15 protein-coding genes and 1 other RNA gene are annotated in these 17,240 nt (G+C 34.3%); 9 read left to right on the top strand and 7 right to left on the bottom strand.

Translation table 11 applies throughout. From position 1 onward, the window contains the following. Entirely contained in the window at positions 1–1,425 is a 1,425-nt protein-coding gene (locus tag ACRDEC_RS09995) for an ATP-dependent DNA helicase (RefSeq protein ID WP_431498196.1), read from the bottom strand. A gap of 109 nt (positions 1,426–1,534) precedes the next feature. Here ACRDEC_RS09995 and ACRDEC_RS09990 point away from each other — a divergent pair, with 109 nt between their 5' ends. Both ACRDEC_RS09990 and ACRDEC_RS09985 read left to right on the top strand, forming a co-directional pair. Then, positions 1,535–2,359 carry a DUF3822 family protein gene (locus tag ACRDEC_RS09990; protein ID WP_431498195.1) on the top strand — a complete coding sequence of 275 codons (825 nt, stop codon included), beginning with the start codon at positions 1,535–1,537 and terminating at the stop codon, positions 2,357–2,359. Further along, positions 2,350–2,934 (top strand): RsmD family RNA methyltransferase, encoded by a 585-nt coding sequence (locus ACRDEC_RS09985; protein ID WP_431498194.1) that lies wholly within the window; start codon positions 2,350–2,352, stop codon positions 2,932–2,934. Before ACRDEC_RS09990 ends, ACRDEC_RS09985 begins: the two co-directional genes overlap by 10 nt. A gap of 1 nt (position 2,935) precedes the next feature. Here ACRDEC_RS09985 and ACRDEC_RS09980 read toward each other — a convergent pair whose 3' ends face one another. Together ACRDEC_RS09980 and ACRDEC_RS09975 are read right to left on the bottom strand one after the other, a co-directional pair. Further along, positions 2,936–5,035 (bottom strand): outer membrane beta-barrel protein, encoded by a 2,100-nt coding sequence (locus tag ACRDEC_RS09980; RefSeq protein WP_431498193.1) that lies wholly within the window; start codon positions 5,033–5,035, stop codon positions 2,936–2,938. A 2-nt stretch (positions 5,036–5,037) separates the two neighbouring features. After that, positions 5,038–5,988, bottom strand: a complete 951-nt coding sequence (locus ACRDEC_RS09975) for an alpha/beta hydrolase family protein (RefSeq protein WP_431498192.1) — start codon at positions 5,986–5,988, stop codon at positions 5,038–5,040. Positions 5,989–6,121: 133 nt separating this feature from the next. On the opposite strand from ACRDEC_RS09975, the gene ACRDEC_RS09970 reads away from it, so the two are divergent. Next, a complete protein-coding gene (locus tag ACRDEC_RS09970; protein ID WP_431498191.1) occupies positions 6,122–7,486 on the top strand; it encodes a sensor histidine kinase in 1,365 nt (454 codons plus the stop codon). A gap of 27 nt (positions 7,487–7,513) precedes the next feature. Continuing rightward, positions 7,514–8,200 (top strand): response regulator transcription factor, encoded by a 687-nt coding sequence (locus ACRDEC_RS09965; protein WP_431498190.1) that lies wholly within the window; start codon positions 7,514–7,516, stop codon positions 8,198–8,200. A gap of 245 nt (positions 8,201–8,445) precedes the next feature. Here ACRDEC_RS09965 and rnpB read toward each other — a convergent pair. Continuing rightward, positions 8,446–8,761: RNase P RNA component class A (gene rnpB, locus ACRDEC_RS09960), an RNA gene on the bottom strand. A gap of 108 nt (positions 8,762–8,869) precedes the next feature. Here rnpB and ACRDEC_RS09955 point away from each other — a divergent pair. The 3 genes from ACRDEC_RS09955 to ACRDEC_RS09945 all read left to right on the top strand — a co-directional run bounded on the left by ACRDEC_RS09955 (position 8,870) and on the right by ACRDEC_RS09945 (position 11,037). Further along, a complete protein-coding gene (locus tag ACRDEC_RS09955) occupies positions 8,870–9,172 on the top strand; it encodes a hypothetical protein (protein WP_431498189.1) in 303 nt (100 codons plus the stop codon). Between the two features lie 123 nt (positions 9,173–9,295). Continuing rightward, entirely contained in the window at positions 9,296–10,381 is a 1,086-nt protein-coding gene (gene dnaX, locus ACRDEC_RS09950) for a DNA polymerase III subunit gamma/tau (RefSeq protein WP_431498188.1), read from the top strand. Between the two features lie 218 nt (positions 10,382–10,599). After that, a complete protein-coding gene (locus ACRDEC_RS09945) occupies positions 10,600–11,037 on the top strand; it encodes a DNA polymerase III subunit gamma/tau (RefSeq protein ID WP_431498187.1) in 438 nt (145 codons plus the stop codon). Between the two features lie 48 nt (positions 11,038–11,085). Here the strand turns inward: ACRDEC_RS09945 and ACRDEC_RS09940 are convergent, their stop codons facing one another. Genes ACRDEC_RS09940 through ACRDEC_RS09930 form a run of 3 tightly spaced genes read right to left on the bottom strand, consistent with a single transcriptional unit; the run spans position 11,086 to position 14,615 of the window. After that, positions 11,086–11,976 carry a Ppx/GppA phosphatase family protein gene (locus ACRDEC_RS09940; protein ID WP_431498186.1) on the bottom strand — a complete coding sequence of 297 codons (891 nt, stop codon included), beginning with the start codon at positions 11,974–11,976 and terminating at the stop codon, positions 11,086–11,088. Between the two features lie 39 nt (positions 11,977–12,015). Continuing rightward, the gene (gene ppk1 / locus ACRDEC_RS09935; RefSeq protein WP_431498185.1) at positions 12,016–14,130 is read right to left on the bottom strand and encodes a polyphosphate kinase 1; all 2,115 of its coding nucleotides are present in this window, start codon (positions 14,128–14,130) and stop codon (positions 12,016–12,018) included. Next, a complete protein-coding gene (locus tag ACRDEC_RS09930) occupies positions 14,127–14,615 on the bottom strand; it encodes a SixA phosphatase family protein (protein ID WP_431498184.1) in 489 nt (162 codons plus the stop codon). Before ACRDEC_RS09930 ends, ppk1 begins: the two co-directional genes overlap by 4 nt. 377 nt (positions 14,616–14,992) lie before the next feature. On the opposite strand from ACRDEC_RS09930, the gene ACRDEC_RS09925 reads away from it, so the two are divergent. Next, complete coding sequence (locus tag ACRDEC_RS09925) at positions 14,993–15,556, top strand: hypothetical protein (protein ID WP_431498183.1); 564 nt, start codon at positions 14,993–14,995, stop codon at positions 15,554–15,556. A 45-nt stretch (positions 15,557–15,601) separates the two neighbouring features. After that, the coding region (locus tag ACRDEC_RS09920) for a vWA domain-containing protein (protein WP_431498182.1) at positions 15,602–17,240 on the top strand (1,639 nt) is incomplete at its 3' end.

The raw sequence follows: 17,240 nt of genomic DNA, 5'->3' as shown, positions 1-17,240 counted from the left end.
TTAATTTTCAAAACTCTCGTCTTTAAAACCAATCAGGTATAATTTATCCTTGGCTCTTGTAATCGCCGTATACAGCCATCTTATATAATCTCTATCGATTCCGTTTGGCAAATAGGGCTGTTCTATAAACACAGTATTCCATTGCCCTCCTTGCGATTTATGACAAGTTATGGCATAGGAAAACTTAACTTGTAATCCGTTGAAATATTCATTTTCCTTTACTTTTTGGAACTTTTTGTATTTAGTGGTTTCATTTTCATAATCTTTCATAACCTCTTCATACAATCTATTTGAATCTTCATAGGATAACGAAGGTGATTCGCTCGAAATAGTATCCAATAAAAGTATGGTTTCAAATGGCTTTTGATTGGGATAATCCACCATCCGTATTTTTACAGAAGCAAATTTAAAACCATATAATTCCTTTATATTTCTGATTTCCAATACTTCAATAATGTCTCCATTGGCAATAAACCCGGCTTCATCACTATCTTTCAACCAAAAATAGTTATTTTTTACGACCATTAAAAAATCTCCGGTGGAAAGTTCACTTTCTTTTCCCAATATCCTGCTGCGTATTTGCTCATTATATTGATTTGCCCGTTTGTTTGAACGAACGATAAAAGCGGTGTCTTCAATACTAAAATTGCTATATGCACTGTTAATCGCATCCTGAATATCATAGCCGTCAGTCAAACGGACGATGTCTTTGAACCCTTTCAAATCGAATTTAAATTCGGTTATAAAACTGTCTTTCAGTAAATCACGTAATCCTGTTGCATTATGCAGAATTCCTGAATTTTCTTCCTGACGCATTACTTCGTCCAATTCTATCGAAAAAATATCTTTACTGTAATGCAGACTCAACGTTTCGGTATTTAAAGCCGGACTTATATCTAACTGAACAGGTGGTAATTGTGCCGTATCACCCAACAAAATCATTTTGCAGTTATCACCCGAATACACATAAGAAATCAAATCGTCCAATAACGATCCGTTTTCATATAATTTTGATTCGGTATTCACATCAGAAATCATGGAAGACTCATCAATAAAAAAGATAGTATTTTTATGTTTATTGGGTTGCAAAGTAAAACTGACACCTCCGCCAGATGCTTTTTTAGGGAAGTAAATTTTCTTGTGTATTGTAAATGCCGGTTTATTCGAATAATTGGCAATTACTTTTGCGGCACGGCCTGTGGGAGCCAGCAAAACATATTTTTTATTAACTTCTGCCAGATTATTTACGATAGTTGAAATAACCGTAGTTTTTCCGGTTCCCGCATATCCTTTAAGAACAAAAATTTCGTTTTTATTCGTATTTGTAATAAACTCAGCAATTTTTTGAAAAAAAACATCTTGGTTTACAGTGGGTTTAAAAGGGAATTTTTTGTGTAAAACACTGTAAAACAGATGGGAATTCATTTTTATTTTGGTATAAAATTATATTTCAAATATACGCATGAAAATCATCCAGACCATTTAATAAACTAAAAAAAATTGTAGCTTTGCTCATCAACGAATCTAATGCATAATGTCTTTAGCTAACGCTACCATTCTCGAAAAAAAATATAAAAATTTAGTGCTTCAGATTTCATTAACTGATGTTTCTTATTGTATAAAAGATACGTTAGATAATCGAATTATTTTAGCCGATAATATTTCCATTGAAAACATTTCAAATCCACATCAAATTGAAGCATCGCTGACAAAAATTTTCAATGAAACGGCTGCTTTACAAACACCATTTGATGAGATTATCGTTTTACACAACAATAATTTACTCACTTTTGTACCTTCAGTATTATTTGATGAAAATGCATTAAGCAGCTATCTTCAGTATAATACAAAGGTTTTTGAATCTGATTTTTTCACTTATGACGTGGTTTCAAATTACGAAATGAATACTGTTTATATTCCATATGTGAATATTAATAATTTTCTGATTGATTATTTTGGAAGCTTTAACTACAGACATTCATTTTCTGTATTAGTCAAAAAAGTGTTGGATTGTTCCAAAAATATTGATGAACCTCAATTGTTTATTCATGTTCAAAAAGACAATTTCCAGATTGTAGCGGTCAAAAATCAAAAATTACTGCTGTTTAATACTTTCCAGTACAAAACGGAGCAGGATTTTATTTATTACATTTTATTTACTGCCGAACAACTTCAGTTAAATCCTGAAACAGTTCAGGTAAAGCTTATAGGAAACATCGATAATACAAGTAATTTGTATAAAATTGCATACAAATACATCCGAAACGTTTCTTTCTTTTACGACAATTACAGTTTAAGAGATAATTTATCTAAATACGAATATTTACAGCACTTTACACTGATACACTCATGCGAATAATTTCCGGAAAATATAAAGGAAGACGTATTAATCCACCGAAAAACCTGCCGGTTCGTCCTACAACTGACATGTGTAAGGAAGCCTTGTTTAATATTTTAAATAATAATTTCAATTTTAGCGAATTACGCATTTTGGATCTGTTTGCAGGTACCGGAAGTATCAGTTATGAGTTTGGCTCACGTGGCTGCACGCCCATTACCAGCGTTGATGGTGATATGGGCTGCGTAATGTTTATAAAAAAAACAGCCCAAGAGTTTGATTTTGATATCACAGCTATGAAAAGCGATGTTTTCAAATTTTTAGAAAAAAGTAAAGCCAAGTACGATATCATTTTTGCCGATCCTCCTTATGGAATGGAACAATCCGCGTTTGAAAAAATCGTTACATTGGTTTTTGAAAATGAGTTATTGGAAAAAGAAGGTATGATGATTATTGAACATTCCAAATACACCAAACTAGAGCATTTGGATCATTTTTCTTTCGAAAAAGCCTATGGAGGCTCTGTTTTCACTTTCTTCGAGTTGGAACAGGATGGAGAAGAATTTGATTTGGAAGAAGAAGAATTTGACATTTAAATTATTTGATTCTATTCGCATTTTCATTTATATTTTTCTCTTTGAATTCTGAATCTTTAAGCTTTCCGAAAGAATATTTTATAGACAAAGAAACTGCATGGGCATCAGAAAAATACTTTCCTTTTGCGATCACCGAATTGATTGTATAGCTGTCATAGTTGTTATATTTTCTGAAAATATCCGCAAAGCTTAAGGTACAATCAAAATGACTGAAGAACGTTTTTGAGATAACGGCATCCACGGTAAACATCCCTTTTCTTTCAAAAATTCCTTCTTGTTGTTTTGTCAGCCCATAAAAAGTTATTGCCAATGTGATTTCTTTAGGCAGTTTAAAAGTATTATTAGAATACCAGTACCCATACGGTTTTGACTTTTTTACAATTGCAGTTTCATCTTCAACTTTATTCAAAACAGTACTGAAAACATTTGTTGTAGTCCAAAAACGATAACTGAACGGCAATACAAGTTCAGCATTAAAACCCGATTCTTTTTTAAAATTAATAGGTTTCAGAGTCAGCAAATGCTGTGAAGCATCGTAAAAGCTTCCGTAATAAACAGGATCATGTTTCTTATTGTAACTGATGTTTACAGCTATTTCACCTCGTTGAAAATTCACCGCAACTTCATCTGTTAACGTCGGATTCAGGTTACTATTATTGGCAAAAACAAAATAAGGATTTATGTATGCTGTCGCCTGACTTGTTGACGAATAATTGGGCCTTGAAATACTTTTTGCATAACGAACTGAAATTGATTTAGTGCTGTCAATTGGAATTTCAATTTCCAGTTTAGGGAATAAATTAGTGTAATTCTTGTCAATTAGCAATCCGTTTTCCGATTTAAATTTCCCTTTTGCAATAGTGTTTTCAACTCGAAGACCTCCGGTATAACTCATTTTCTTTATATTTCCCGAAAGTTGAGAATAGGCAGTGCTGTTTTTTTCATGATAATTGTATGCCGAATCCGTAGTACTTTCAGGATTAAATTTCTCAGTTAAAAAACCGGTGTCTGAATTTGCTTCTAAATAAAGTGTCCCGAGTTCTAATTTCATCTGGTTTTTAAACTTTTTCTCAAAATCTGCTCTTCCTGAAAAAACAGTAATATTAAATTTTTGTTCTGTTTTTTGCGATTCTTCAAATGCCGTATTGTTGTAATTATTAAAAACCAAACTTTTTATATCCTGGTTAAAATTCGAATACTGAATCCCTGCAAATAGTTTTCCCTCTAAACTCTTACTAACATGTGCATAATTTGCAAATGCATTGTAAAAATGTCTTTTCTCATCATTTTTATTATACGTCTGAATACTGTTTTCGATATTTTGCTCTTTATTATAAGTGTCGGTATCAATTGTAAACCTGTCTTTCTGCTCTCTTCCGCTAAAACTAAATGACAAATAATCATCCTCATTGATTTTATAATAAACACCGCTGCCAAAAACGAATTGAGGTCTTTTGGTCACCGCTTTTACCATATAATTCGAAATAATGTCTTCATCTGGGATCGAAAAATCATTGCCATTGCTTTCCCAGATGACTAATTGGTTAAAATTAAAGTTCGTCCTTACCTCCAGCTTGTTCTTTTTGACACTCAAATTAGCGCCAAAATAATTGTTGAAATACCTTTTAAATGTTGCATTCTCAGTTATTATTGCCTTAAAGCCTTCTTTTTTACTCAATTTCAAAGTAATTAGAACAACAGCTCTTCCCTCTGCCTCATATTTTGAAGAAGGATTATTTATGATCTCAATTGATTTTATATCTTCCACTGCAAGCGAATTCAGCTCGTTCATCCCTACTTTCTGGTTGTCTATATAAATCAGAGGAGTACCTTTTCCTAAAACCGTAATACTTTCTTTATTAGGACTTACTTGTATTTTAGGTAATTTGGCTAATAAATCAATCGGATTCGAAACTTTTTTAAGAACAGAATTGGAAACGTCAATCTTTATATTTCCGTTTTTAATACTAACCTCTTTTCCAGTTCTTTTGACGGCAATTTCATCTAATTGTGCAGGAATCGGATCTTGCTTTATTGCCTCTTGGGAATAACCGGACTGAAAAGCAGCCAACGCAAACATCATAATTATTGTATTTCTCATTTCTATTTTACTTTAACATTCAACCAAACAAGCCAATCCTTTGCTACTTTATTCCAATTCTCATAATTGGGCGCTGATTCTTCATTCACCGAAAGAAAATCATGAGCCAAACCAGGATAAGCCATAAAACGAAAATTCCGCTTTCGCTCACGTATCGCTTCTGCTTGAAACAGGCTATTATAAGTAGCTTCCGTGTCTTTTAGATCATACGTAATCAGGATTGGAATGTTGAGTTTTAAAAGATGTTCTCTTTGTGACAACGAGAAACTGTATATTGCTTTATACGATTCTCCCTTGTCATAATTGATAGTATTGGCATTTTCAACCACTTTTTCCCAATAGTGTATCGCTTCCTGCTTATCTTCATAGTTCGATAAAATAGCAGTGATTTTCCCAAAAGGATTTCCTCCAGAATAAATCAATTGTGTTATTTTAGGATTTAAAAATGCCATTTTTGCAGCTATTGAACTTCCTTCAGAGTGACCACAAACCACTAATTTTGATTTAGCTGCCCATCGTTCCTTCAATAATTGCTTAAGGATAAAATTATTTCTGAAGACATAATAATCCAAATAGTTCCTATCCGTATATCCTTTCGGTGGGGCCTCATTTTTATCATTTTTTAAGTACATAAAATCTTTCCCCAGAACTGTCGCGTTAGAGATAACAGGAACACCCGGCTTGCCTACGATTATAATATGGTATGCTTTCAAAAAAGGAGATTCATTAAAAGGTAAAACTCCGAACAGTCCTTTTTCATTATATATGACAAGAGGCCTGGGCAAACTTCCCTGGCAGAAAAAAAACAAAGGTTTTTCGATTTTTTCTTCTCCGGGTTTTGAAATGATGATCAAATCAACTCTGTCGTCCTGAAATTTATAAGACAAATGCCTGTAACCGAAATCTTCAGTGGTTTTCTGGGAAAAGGCATATTTTTTTGAGATTAGCAGCATAACTGTATTGTTTTTTTTTATGGAACAAAAACGTTTCGGTGCAAATTTGAGTGCAAATTTTCATTCTGAAAGTTAATGCTGGGTTAATGCTGAGTTAACAGTTTTATTTTAGAATAAAAGAGCTATTTTTGACATGATGAAAAAGAAAATCAATTTATTAATCATATTCTCCATTGCAGTACTTGTGGCGCTTTCTGCCATGCAGTTTTATCTGATAAAAACGACATATGATTATAAAGTGGAGCAATTTCATACGGAAATAAGAAATAAAATTGCTGCAATTACAAACGATTACAGCGATATTGATTCAACAATTTTCAATAAGAAGGATGTATTGTATCGCAATTTAGCCTTAAACTATATCCAGGAAAATAAAACCAAATTTTGGGTCAAAAATGCCATTCTTGACAACAAGTTCAAAACCGAATTAACCCGGAAATTACAGCTCAAATTCGAAAATGAAATTCCGGATATCAAACTCGATTTTGCCATCGTGCTCAACAAATTTGTCATTTATAACACTACTAAACCTGCCGATACCGTTTTTGCCGAAAAACCATTTATCAAAAACAAGCTATATGGTAATCTGGCTTCTCTTGACAATGCATTCCTGATTAGGAATTATGTAGGAACAACGGGTGGAAATACTTTAAATTCCGATTATAAATTACTCACGGAAGATGCTTTATATGTTTCGGTAATCGATTGGGAAACTGTTATTTTAAAGCGCATGACAATGGTTTTATGCTTCGCTTTTTTATCTATTTTAACCTTAATTACACTCTTTGTAATCGCTATAAAAGCCTTAATCAAACAGAAAAAAGTAAGCGATATCAAAACAGATTTTATCAATAATATCACACACGAATTAAAAACACCATTGTCTACTCTGTCCATTTCTACCAAAATTCTGGAACGAAAGGACATTCGGAATAACGAGAAGCATTTTGACGATTTAATCGCTACCGTTTCGCGCCAGAATAACCGTTTACAACAATTGATCGATCAGGTTTTAAACACTTCTTTAGGCGAAAATGAAATCGAATTAAAGAAAGAGAAAATCATTTCTGAAACTTTTTTAAATTCAATTGTAGGTGATTTTAAAATGGCCAACCCAAACATCAGCATCTCAACTAATTTTAAAACCGAAAAAACAACTGTTTTACTGGATAAATTCCATCTTACAACGGCTATCTTAAATGTACTGGAAAACGCCGTCAAATATGGTTCCAATACAATTATAATCCATACTTCAATAGCAAATAACGTATTCAATATCAACATTCAGGATAACGGAATCGGGATTGCAAAAAGTAAACATTCTCTGCTTTTTGATAAATTTTACAGGGTCGAGCAAGGCAATCTGCATAACACGAAAGGGCTTGGACTGGGATTGTATTATGTAGACCAGATTATCAAAGCGCATCAGGGAACTATTGGTGTAATCAGTGATTTAGGAAAAGGCACAATTTTCAATATCACCATACCTTCTGTTTAATAATCTGGTATTTTTACTGTTCAAAATATGAAAAAAGTTCTGTTAGCCGAAGACGATTTCGATTTCGCATCTGTTCTCAAACAATACCTCGAATTGTATAATTACGAAGTGATCTGGACAAAAGACGGCGAAGAAGCATTGGCTATTTTTCAAAAAAAACCTTTCGATATTTGTGTTTTCGATGTCATGATGCCAAAAATTGACGGATTTACTTTGGCAGAAAAAATAAGCCTTGCCAATCCGAAAATGCCTTTCGTTTTCTTAACCGCCAGAAAATTAAAAGAAGACAAAATAAAAGGTTTGCAATTGGGTGCCGATGATTATATCGTTAAGCCTTTTGAAGCCGATGAACTCGTTTTGCGACTCAATAATATCCTGAAACGCAGTCAGCAAAAAGTATATCAGATAAATCCAATGGAAGAAATGGCCGTCGGAAAATATATTTTTAATGCCGAAAGGCTCGAATTAAAACTTGATAATCACACACAACGCCTTACTGAAAAAGAGGTCGCATTGATTTTATTCTTATTGAAAAACAAAAACCAACTGATTAGGCGAAACGAAATTTTATTAGCTATTTGGGGTGATGATGATTTCTTTTCCGGCAGAAGCATGGATGTTTTTATCAGCCGTATCCGAAAATATTTTTCCAACGATTCCAGCATTTCAATCGAAAGCATCAGAAATATTGGTTTGGAATTTAAGATAAAATGATTTTAATCCAAATTCAAGTAGGACAGATACTCCATTTGTTTTCCAATTCTTTGTATTCTTTCAAAAATTCTGTACCTCATTTGCTTAGCGTATTGCAACTGTTGTTGAGCCAATTGTAACTGTTGTTGAACCAATTGCATTATCAACAAAGCCTTTCAATGTATAAAAAAGTACTGGTTTTATACCGAATTTTCTCAATACCGAATAAACTCGGTTCTGAGTCGTAATGAAGTAAAAGAAACGTAAAAAAATGCAGGCCTATAAGCCGGATTCTGTCTCCACCGAAGTAGAGCCTTATCATTTATCTAGTCTCGCTGTTACCAACGAGATCAAGCTGCCTACCCTTCAGCAACAGACGAGTCGCCCTTAAATGCTGATATACTTGACATTTCACCGCATAGAGTTTACCTGGTTTCACTACAGCATTACCTGTACATACTTTCTGTTGCACTTGTCCTCGCCTCACGACGGACGGGCATTACCCGCTATGCTACTCTTTGGTGTCCGGACTTTCCTCCCTCTCGTTGCGAACAACAAGACGACGATAAGGCGGCCTGCGGTGCAAACTTACAACAAATACTTTTTATTGACGGTTTTCAATGTGATTTGATTCCCATTCTACGGCTTTTTTTTGTAATTTTATTGATTACAACAGTAATCTGACTTATCATGGCACATACTTATAACTATGCAAATGTTGCTAAAGCTTTGGAAGAACTCAAAGCATTAGGCTTTACCATTGATTTTAATTTGGAACATATTCAGATTACTGAAAATCCGACAGATTTTGAAATCGTGCATATCTATCGCTACGAAGGAGACACCGATCCTGATGATGAAGCCACTGTTTATGGCATAAAATCAATTTCAAATGACAGAAAAGGGGTTTATGTCACTGGTTTTTCTGCTAATTCAGGAAACGATGCTGCCCGGGTTTTAATGGATTTGACTATTAAAGACCGAAAACATTAATCCAAGCAGTCAAAAAACCTATTTTTCATTCTTTTTAATTTGTGAATAACTTTTCACTGATTCAAAGAATATCTCCATGACCAAATCAACAAAAATTCTATATTTGTAATCCAATAATTTTCTATGGAACAATTTATAGTATCAGCTCGTAAGTACCGTCCGCAAACGTTTAAAGACGTAGTTGGACAACAGGCTATTACCAATACTTTGCTAAACGCCATAGAGAGTAATCATTTAGCTCAGGCGCTTCTTTTTACAGGCCCGCGTGGTGTAGGAAAAACAACTTGCGCCCGTATTCTAGCGCGAAAAATCAATCAGGAAGGTTATGACGATCCGTATGAAGACTTTGCTTTCAACGTTTTTGAGTTGGATGCAGCTTCTAACAACTCCGTTGACGATATCCGTAATCTGATCGATCAGGTTAGAATTCCGCCGCAAACCGGAAAATACAAAGTATATATCATTGATGAGGTGCATATGTTATCTCAGGCTGCATTTAATGCTTTCCTGAAAACATTGGAAGAACCGCCACGTCATGCTATTTTTATTTTGGCTACAACAGAAAAACACAAAATTATCCCAACGATTTTATCCCGTTGCCAGATATTTGACTTTAAAAGAATTACTGTAAAAGATGCCAAAGAACATCTTGCTGAAGTTGCCAAAAGCCAAAACATTACTTTTGAAGATGATGCATTACACATCATTGCTCAAAAAGCGGATGGCGCCATGCGTGACGCATTGTCTATTTTTGACCGGGTAGTTTCCTATTGCGGAAATAACCTGACTCGTGCAGCTGTCACCGAAAATCTGAATGTACTCGATTTCGAATACTATATTAAAGTAACTGATTTAATTTTGGATAATAACATTCCTGAATTACTTCTGGCTTATAATGATATTTTGGCAAAAGGTTTTGACGGCCATCATTTTGTTGCCGGTCTAGCCTCCCACTTCAGAGATTTACTGGTTTGTAAAAATCCGGCGACTTTAATTTTACTGGAAGCAGGTGAACAGGCTCAAAAACTTTTTGGTGAGCAGGCACAGAAAGCCTCACAGGAATTTTTATTACAAGGAATTGATGTAGCAAATGATTGCGATTTAAAATATAAAGTATCTCAAAATCAACGTTTGCTGGTCGAACTTTGTCTTATGCAGCTTGCCTCTATCACTTTTGATGGAGAAAAAAAAAAGCTAAACAATTTATAATTCCGCCAACCCATTTTAGAAACAGCAGTTATTCTATTGTTGAAGTTAAAACCAACAAAGAAACTACAAATAATGACATTGAGAATCCTGAGATTTCCAATGAAGTCACTGTTGCTAAAGAGGAAATTAAAGAACCTGTAAAAGAAGTTGCAGTTCCTAAGACCGAAGTTACTTCTCCACTTCTGAAGACAGACCAACCAAAAGTTTCCGCTTTATCTTTGGGAAGTATACGAGCGAAAAAAGAACTGGAAGCAAAGTTAAAACCTGCCGAAAGACACCACGATGAATTACCTACCGAGCCTTTTACAGAAACTCAAATGCTCGAACAATGGGTGAAATACGCCAACAGATTAGGTGAAAAAGGGTATAAAATTCTCGAATCCTTATTGTTACTTAATGATCCTAAATTAGAAGGCACAACCATTATTCATGAGTTGCCGAACGAAAGTTCAAAAATTGATTTTGAGGGGGAAAAGCATGACTTACTGGGCTATTTACGAGGTAAATTACACAACCACAACATTACAATTGAAGTAAAAATCAACGATACCATCGAACTTAAAAAAGCATTCACCACTCAGGAAAAATACGACCGAATGAATGAGATGAATCCTGCATTGGAATTGCTCAGAAAAACTTTTGATTTGGATCTTTAGAAAGTCATCTCAAACTTATCTGAAAGCAGAAAAAACCAACACTATTACCTAAATTTTTCCGTAATACATTGCTTTTACCACACCATCTGACAATCCAATTTTAGGCACATAGATTTTTGTGGCTCCACTCCATTTCATAGCATTAAGATAAATACGCAATGCTGGTATAATAACATCTGCACGATCCGTATTCAGTGCAAGTTCAGCGATTCGTTGTTCGTATGTAAGCGAATTCAAATATTGGTATTGAGAATTCAAGTACATATATGACAATGGTTTATCTAATGCCTTTTCTGATAATTTGAATATTTTATTAATATTTCCGCCAGAACCTATAAGAGTTACTTTTTCGTAAGGCTCAACGTTCGTTTTAATCCATTTTTCAATTTCTTCCCAAACAATGTCATTAACCATATTGTTTAGCAAACGTACTGTTCCGTTCTTAAATGATTTTGAAGCGACCATTTTTCCATCAGAAAACAAAGAAAACTCGGTACTTCCACCACCAACATCTACATAAAGATAGGTTTGTTCCGTTCTGATAAAATGATGTAAATCGGAAGAAGCAATGATAGCTGCTTCTTTTTTTCCATCAATAATTTCAATTTTAATATCTGCCTTTTTCTTTATAATTTCAGTTACTTCTTTTCCATTATATGCCTCACGCATAGCTGATGTAGCACATGCCATATAACGTTCTACTTTATATACTTTCATCAACAATTTAAAAGCTTTCATGGCATCTACCATTCTGTCGATGTTTTCTTCGGTAATTTCACCCACAGTAAAAGCATCCTGACCTAACCGAATAGGCACCCTGATCAAAGCACTTTTATTAAACTGCGTTTCTTTACCTTGCTGCTCAACAACATTGGCGATCAAAAGTCGCATCGCATTTGATCCTATATCAATAGCAGCATATTTTTTTATTGAAATCATTCTTGAATTTTTGATTCAGTTATTTTTGATAAATAGAAATTATAGTTTTTCAGCAATTACTTCAATTTTATCCCTGTAATATTTATAGGTTTCAAGCTGAGCTCTAAAAATCGGCTTATCACCTCTCATACGGTATTTATTGTCCAATTTTTCTGAATGGTACCGTACTTTTACATTTCCTTTCCAGGCGATATTAAAAGTGTCAAGCAATTCTTTTTTAATAACAGCATCATAAATCGGACAAGTTACTTCTACTCTAGTATCCAGGTTTCGGGTCATAAAATCAGCAGAGGAAATAAAAACATCCGGATCATTATCATTGCAAAAAATATACACTCTGGAATGTTCCAGGTAATTATCTACTATAGAAACGGCTTCGATATTTTCGCTCATTCCTTTAACTCCTGGGATCAATGAACATATTCCTCTGATTATCAATTTCACTTTTACTCCTGCTCTGCTTGCATCGTATAATTTATCAATCATTTTAAAGTCTGATAAACTATTCATTTTTAATTTGATGTAGGCCGGTTTTCCCAAACTTGCGTTTAAGATTTCCCTGTCTATTAATTTATAAAAACGGGATCTTGTATAATGCGGCGAGACAATTAAATGCTTGTAACGGTATACTCTATAATTGATTTGAAAGAATTCAAAAACTTTCGAAATGTCCTTCAAAATTTGCTGATGCGCTGTAAATAAGGTCACATCAGTATACACTTTTGCTGTAGATTCGTTAAAATTTCCGGTTGAAATTATTCCGTAACGTTTTAATTTTCCATGATCGTCAATACGATCAACAAGGCAAATTTTACTGTGTACTTTCAATCCTTTCACACCAAAGATAAGTTCAATTCCTTCGGTCTGCATTTGCTCTGCATACGAAATATTACTGGCTTCATCAAAACGGGCCTGTAACTCGATTTGAACTGTTACTTTTTTCCCGTTTTTGGCAGCATTTATCAATGAACTTACAATTTGTGAGTTTTTAGCCAAACGATACAATGTAATCTTAATGGCTGAAACTTTTGGATCTAAAGCAGCTTCTCGCAAGAATTTAATAATGTATGAAAACGATTGATATGGCGCATTAACCAAATAATCCCTTTCTTCAATTTTTTTCAATATACTTCCTTCAAGACTTAACCCTTCAACAGGTAATGGCGTATTTGTTTTGTACAACAAGTCATATCTTCCCAAATGAGGGAAATCCATATAATCCCTGCGATTGTGGTATCTTCCTCCGGGAATAATACTGTCTTTTGCATCAATTCCCATTTTATTAAGGAAGAATTTCAGGGTATCTTTATCAATTGTCTGGTCATAAATAAAACGCACCGGTTCTCCGATTCTTCTGTCTTTTACGCTTGATGAAATTTTTTCCATGAAACTCTTATTCAAATCACTGTCGAGTTCCAACTGAGCATCACGGGTAATTTTTATCATGTGCGCTGAAATACTTTCATAATCGAAAATATTGAATATTTTATGCAAATTGTGTCGGATTAAATCATCCAAAAGCATAATATATTGCTTGTCATTATTTGAAGGTAAAACCACAAAACGGTTAATGGTTTTAGGAATTTCTATGACCGCATATCGAATTTCTTTTTTCGTTTTTATCTTTTCTAAAATCGATGACGGTTCTTTGGGCTTCATTACTAATTTTATTGCCAGATAGCCCGAAGTATCTTTTAATAAAGGGAATTCGGCCAAATCATTTAAGATAATCGTTACAACTTCAGGGCTTACCTTTTGGATAAAATAATCTTTTACAAAATTTGCCTGTTGTTTATTTATTTCCGTTTCATTGATAATGAAAATATTTTCCTTTTCAAGTTCTTTTTCAATGATACTCAAAATACGCAAGCTTTCTGATTGCTGATCGATTACCGTATCTGTAATATCCTTAAGTAACTTTTGAGCCGTAATTCCGCCAAGAATATTCTCGCCAGATACTCCAGACATGCTTAAACGGCGAATGGCAGCATATCGAACCCTGAAAAACTCATCTAAATTATTAGAAAAAATTCCCAAAAAACGTAACCTGTCTAATAATGGAACTCGTTCATCTGCGGCTTCCTGAAGCACTCTGAAATTAAAAGCCAGCCAGCTTTTTTCTCGATCTAAATATCTGTTTTCGGTAATTGTCATTCTGTAATTTCTTTTGGAAAAATAAATTTTATAGTTTTTCCTTTACTAATATTTTGCCAATTATTTTGTTCAAATTGTAAGTAAACAAAACCGGCTGTAGGAACATTCATTATAAATTTATCTCCAAATTTATTGACAATATTTGTAATTGCCTCATTATGTCCAAAAAGAATTAAATTTTCTATCGTATTTTCACATTTTCTAATCTCATTTTCTAATTTACTTCCATCAAAAGTGTACAAACTATCTTTAAAAATAATGTCATTCTGGTTCATAAAGGTATTTTCACAAAAAAGCAAAGCTGTCTGAGTTGCCCTGTTTGCAGTACTACTCCAGATTGTCCTATTTTCAGGGAGAAATTCTATCGCTTTTTTTGCCACTTTTTTTATGTTTTTAACCCCACTTTCTATTAGCGGTCTCTCTTTATCGATAACAGGAAAATCCCAACTGGATTTTGCGTGTCTAATTAAAATTAATGATTTCATGAATTAACTTTGAATAATTAGTTATAAAGTTATCAAATTCTAATTTAAACTAATGAATTACAAAAAAAATGTTAATCGTAGATGATAATTGCACGTTCATCGAAAAAACAGAACCTATTGATTGTGATTCTATTTAAAGTGATAATTTAGCATTGTTAAAAGTATTTAAACATAGTTTTTACAAATTTCCATAACGCGTAAATTCAAATATACCACTTCAGAATTTACAGCTTTTTTATCCCAAGAGTAAAATCATTTCAATTTGTACTGAATAGGCAACTATCCTTTAAGCGATGACATCTTAGTTATTGCTGATTTGCTGGTTCCATACGTTACTGTAGAAATTGAATTAGTATTATTTCTAAAATAATTAAAGTATGGAAACAAGACACAAATTAAGCAAAATGAATAATTTCTCGGTAATAGCTACCGACTGGAAATTACCCGGTTTTTTTAAAGACCAATTTGACCTTACTACTTTAACTATCATTGTCTTATTTTTGGTTTTTAACTCACTGAGCACATTTGGACAAAGCTCCTGTCAAGCAGATTTTGACGTGTACAAAAGCCGGAACATAAGAAGCGTTCCCCTTGACGGAACATATTACACAATGGTTATTACCAATAAGACCCCATCGAGAAATACCTACTCTCTATCAGCTAAAAACATCAATAGTACATGTTCAAACACTGATGGCAGCAGTACATCAAATAATGTAGACATCAATTCAACTTTTTTGGATATGGATAAAAATCGAATAGACAAAATTGAAATTGATGGCGGACAGTCAGTTAAGTTTTTGGTAAGAATAACCGTTCCCACTGGTACTGCTTTAAATAAATGGTGTTGTACCCAAATTGTAGCAAGTTCCACTCAATGCTCTAATTACAGACTTAGTACGGTTTTACATACCCTTGTCATTAATCCTCTTGATGAATAATCATTTGGGATTATGATTAGGTTTTAACCATAAAATAATTTGAAGATGAAAAAATATTTACCCTTCTTTAGCAAATATTCACAAAAAAAATTAAAACCATACTTACTAACAGTATTGCTTTTAACGTCATCTTTTGTGATTGGTCAAACAATAACTCCCACAAAAACTGTAACAAAGAATCCTGGTTCTTGCAGTATTATTGATGTGGAATTAAAAGTACAGGGAGCTAATCCGGTTTCAAGGCCTCTTGAAGTTGTATTGGTAATTGATGTCTCAGGAAGTATGGGAAATACAATTTCCGGAGATGCAAATACATCGATGGATTATGCAAAAGATGCTGCTACCGATTTTATCAACACCTTTTTCCTTCCTGCAAATAATCCTACAACCCTTAATCGCGTTGCCATTGTTACTTATTCTACAACGGGTACATTAAGACAGGGATTGACGGCTTCATCCGGTCAGGCCGGTCTGTTGACCATAATAAACGGATTAAACGCAAATGGGAATACAAATATTCAAGATGGGATTGTAAAGGCCGATAACGAATTAATAGCCAATGGAACTTACAATTGTACAACAGCTAGAAGCATCATCTTATTAACCGATGGTGTTGCCAACAGAACTGGCGCCGGCGGCTCTACCTGTACTGCAGGAACCAGCGGGACTTGTATCCAAAGTGCCATTACTGCAGCCACAAATGCTAAGACACATACTGTTTCCAGCGTTGTATACAACAATCAGATATTCTCTGTCGGACTTTTCGGGGGAATTTCAGGAACAGATCAAACCAATTCACAATACTGCTTGAATAATATTCAATCTGGTGGCGCCTATTTTACAGAAAGCGGAGCTAATTTAAGCGGTATCTACACTCAAATTTTTACACAATTATCATGGGTTGCCGCTCAAATTGTCGGAACTCCTTTTGATAAGGAAACGGTCAGTGCCAATTTTGATATTGTTGGAGGATCAATTAGTGTAACTAAAGGTTCATTTACACAAGTTGGACAAGTAATTAACTGGAATATTGATTTTCTTAATGTGGAAACCATCACATTGAAATACCAATTGACCCCCAAACCAAACATTTGCGGGGATCAAGCTGTAAGTACCTCAAGGTTGGATTATCAAAATTCGTCTTGCTCTACAGCATTTCAAAATATTACCACACCAAATTATTGTGTTCCATGTGCACCAACTCTTTCAGCGTTGCCAGCACCATCGACAATTAATTGCCCAGCTACTCCAGCATTCACAACACCAACTGTGACAAATGGCTGTGTGGGATCAAATCTGACTTTTGTTGATGTAACTACGCCTGGAAGCTGTGCTGGATCCTATTCTGTAAAAAGAACCTGGACAGCCAGCAATGCTTGTTTCACTGCAACAGCTTCGCAAACTATTAATGTTCAGGACATCACGGCTCCGGTCATAGCAGCCTTACCTGCACCATCAACCATCAATTGTCCAGCAACACCAGTGTTCGCTCAGGCAACCGCAACTGATGCCTGCGGAAGTGCATTCACTCTGACTTTTGCAGATGTGACTACGCCTGGAAATTGTGCAGGATCTTATTCTGTAACCAGAACTTGGACTGCGAAAGATTCTTGTAACAATACATCAACAGCTTCGCAAACTATTAATGTTCAGGACATCACGGCTCCGGTCATAGCAACCTTAC

The organism is Flavobacterium sp., from assembly GCF_050696275.1.
Lineage (GTDB): Bacteria > Bacteroidota > Bacteroidia > Flavobacteriales > Flavobacteriaceae > Flavobacterium.
This window is presented reverse-complemented; position numbering and strand designations above follow the sequence as displayed.

Excerpts from the sequence above, each read along its gene's own strand:
- ACRDEC_RS09925 (WP_431498183.1), top strand. The coding sequence starts at position 14,993 with ATGGAAACAAGACACAAATTAAGCAAAATGAATAATTTCTCGGTAATA.
- ACRDEC_RS09975 (WP_431498192.1), bottom strand. The coding sequence starts at position 5,988 with ATGCTGCTAATCTCAAAAAAATATGCCTTTTCCCAGAAAACCACTGAA.
- ACRDEC_RS09930 (WP_431498184.1), bottom strand. The coding sequence starts at position 14,615 with ATGAAATCATTAATTTTAATTAGACACGCAAAATCCAGTTGGGATTTT.
- ACRDEC_RS09955 (WP_431498189.1), top strand. The coding sequence starts at position 8,870 with ATGGCACATACTTATAACTATGCAAATGTTGCTAAAGCTTTGGAAGAA.
- ACRDEC_RS09990 (WP_431498195.1), top strand. The coding sequence starts at position 1,535 with ATGTCTTTAGCTAACGCTACCATTCTCGAAAAAAAATATAAAAATTTA.
- ACRDEC_RS09940 (WP_431498186.1), bottom strand. The coding sequence starts at position 11,976 with ATGATTTCAATAAAAAAATATGCTGCTATTGATATAGGATCAAATGCG.
- dnaX (WP_431498188.1), top strand. The coding sequence starts at position 9,296 with ATGGAACAATTTATAGTATCAGCTCGTAAGTACCGTCCGCAAACGTTT.
- ACRDEC_RS09965 (WP_431498190.1), top strand. The coding sequence starts at position 7,514 with ATGAAAAAAGTTCTGTTAGCCGAAGACGATTTCGATTTCGCATCTGTT.
- ACRDEC_RS09985 (WP_431498194.1), top strand. The coding sequence starts at position 2,350 with ATGCGAATAATTTCCGGAAAATATAAAGGAAGACGTATTAATCCACCG.
- ACRDEC_RS09995 (WP_431498196.1), bottom strand. The coding sequence starts at position 1,425 with ATGAATTCCCATCTGTTTTACAGTGTTTTACACAAAAAATTCCCTTTT.
- ACRDEC_RS09980 (WP_431498193.1), bottom strand. The coding sequence starts at position 5,035 with ATGAGAAATACAATAATTATGATGTTTGCGTTGGCTGCTTTTCAGTCC.
- ACRDEC_RS09970 (WP_431498191.1), top strand. The coding sequence starts at position 6,122 with ATGATGAAAAAGAAAATCAATTTATTAATCATATTCTCCATTGCAGTA.
- ppk1 (WP_431498185.1), bottom strand. The coding sequence starts at position 14,130 with ATGACAATTACCGAAAACAGATATTTAGATCGAGAAAAAAGCTGGCTG.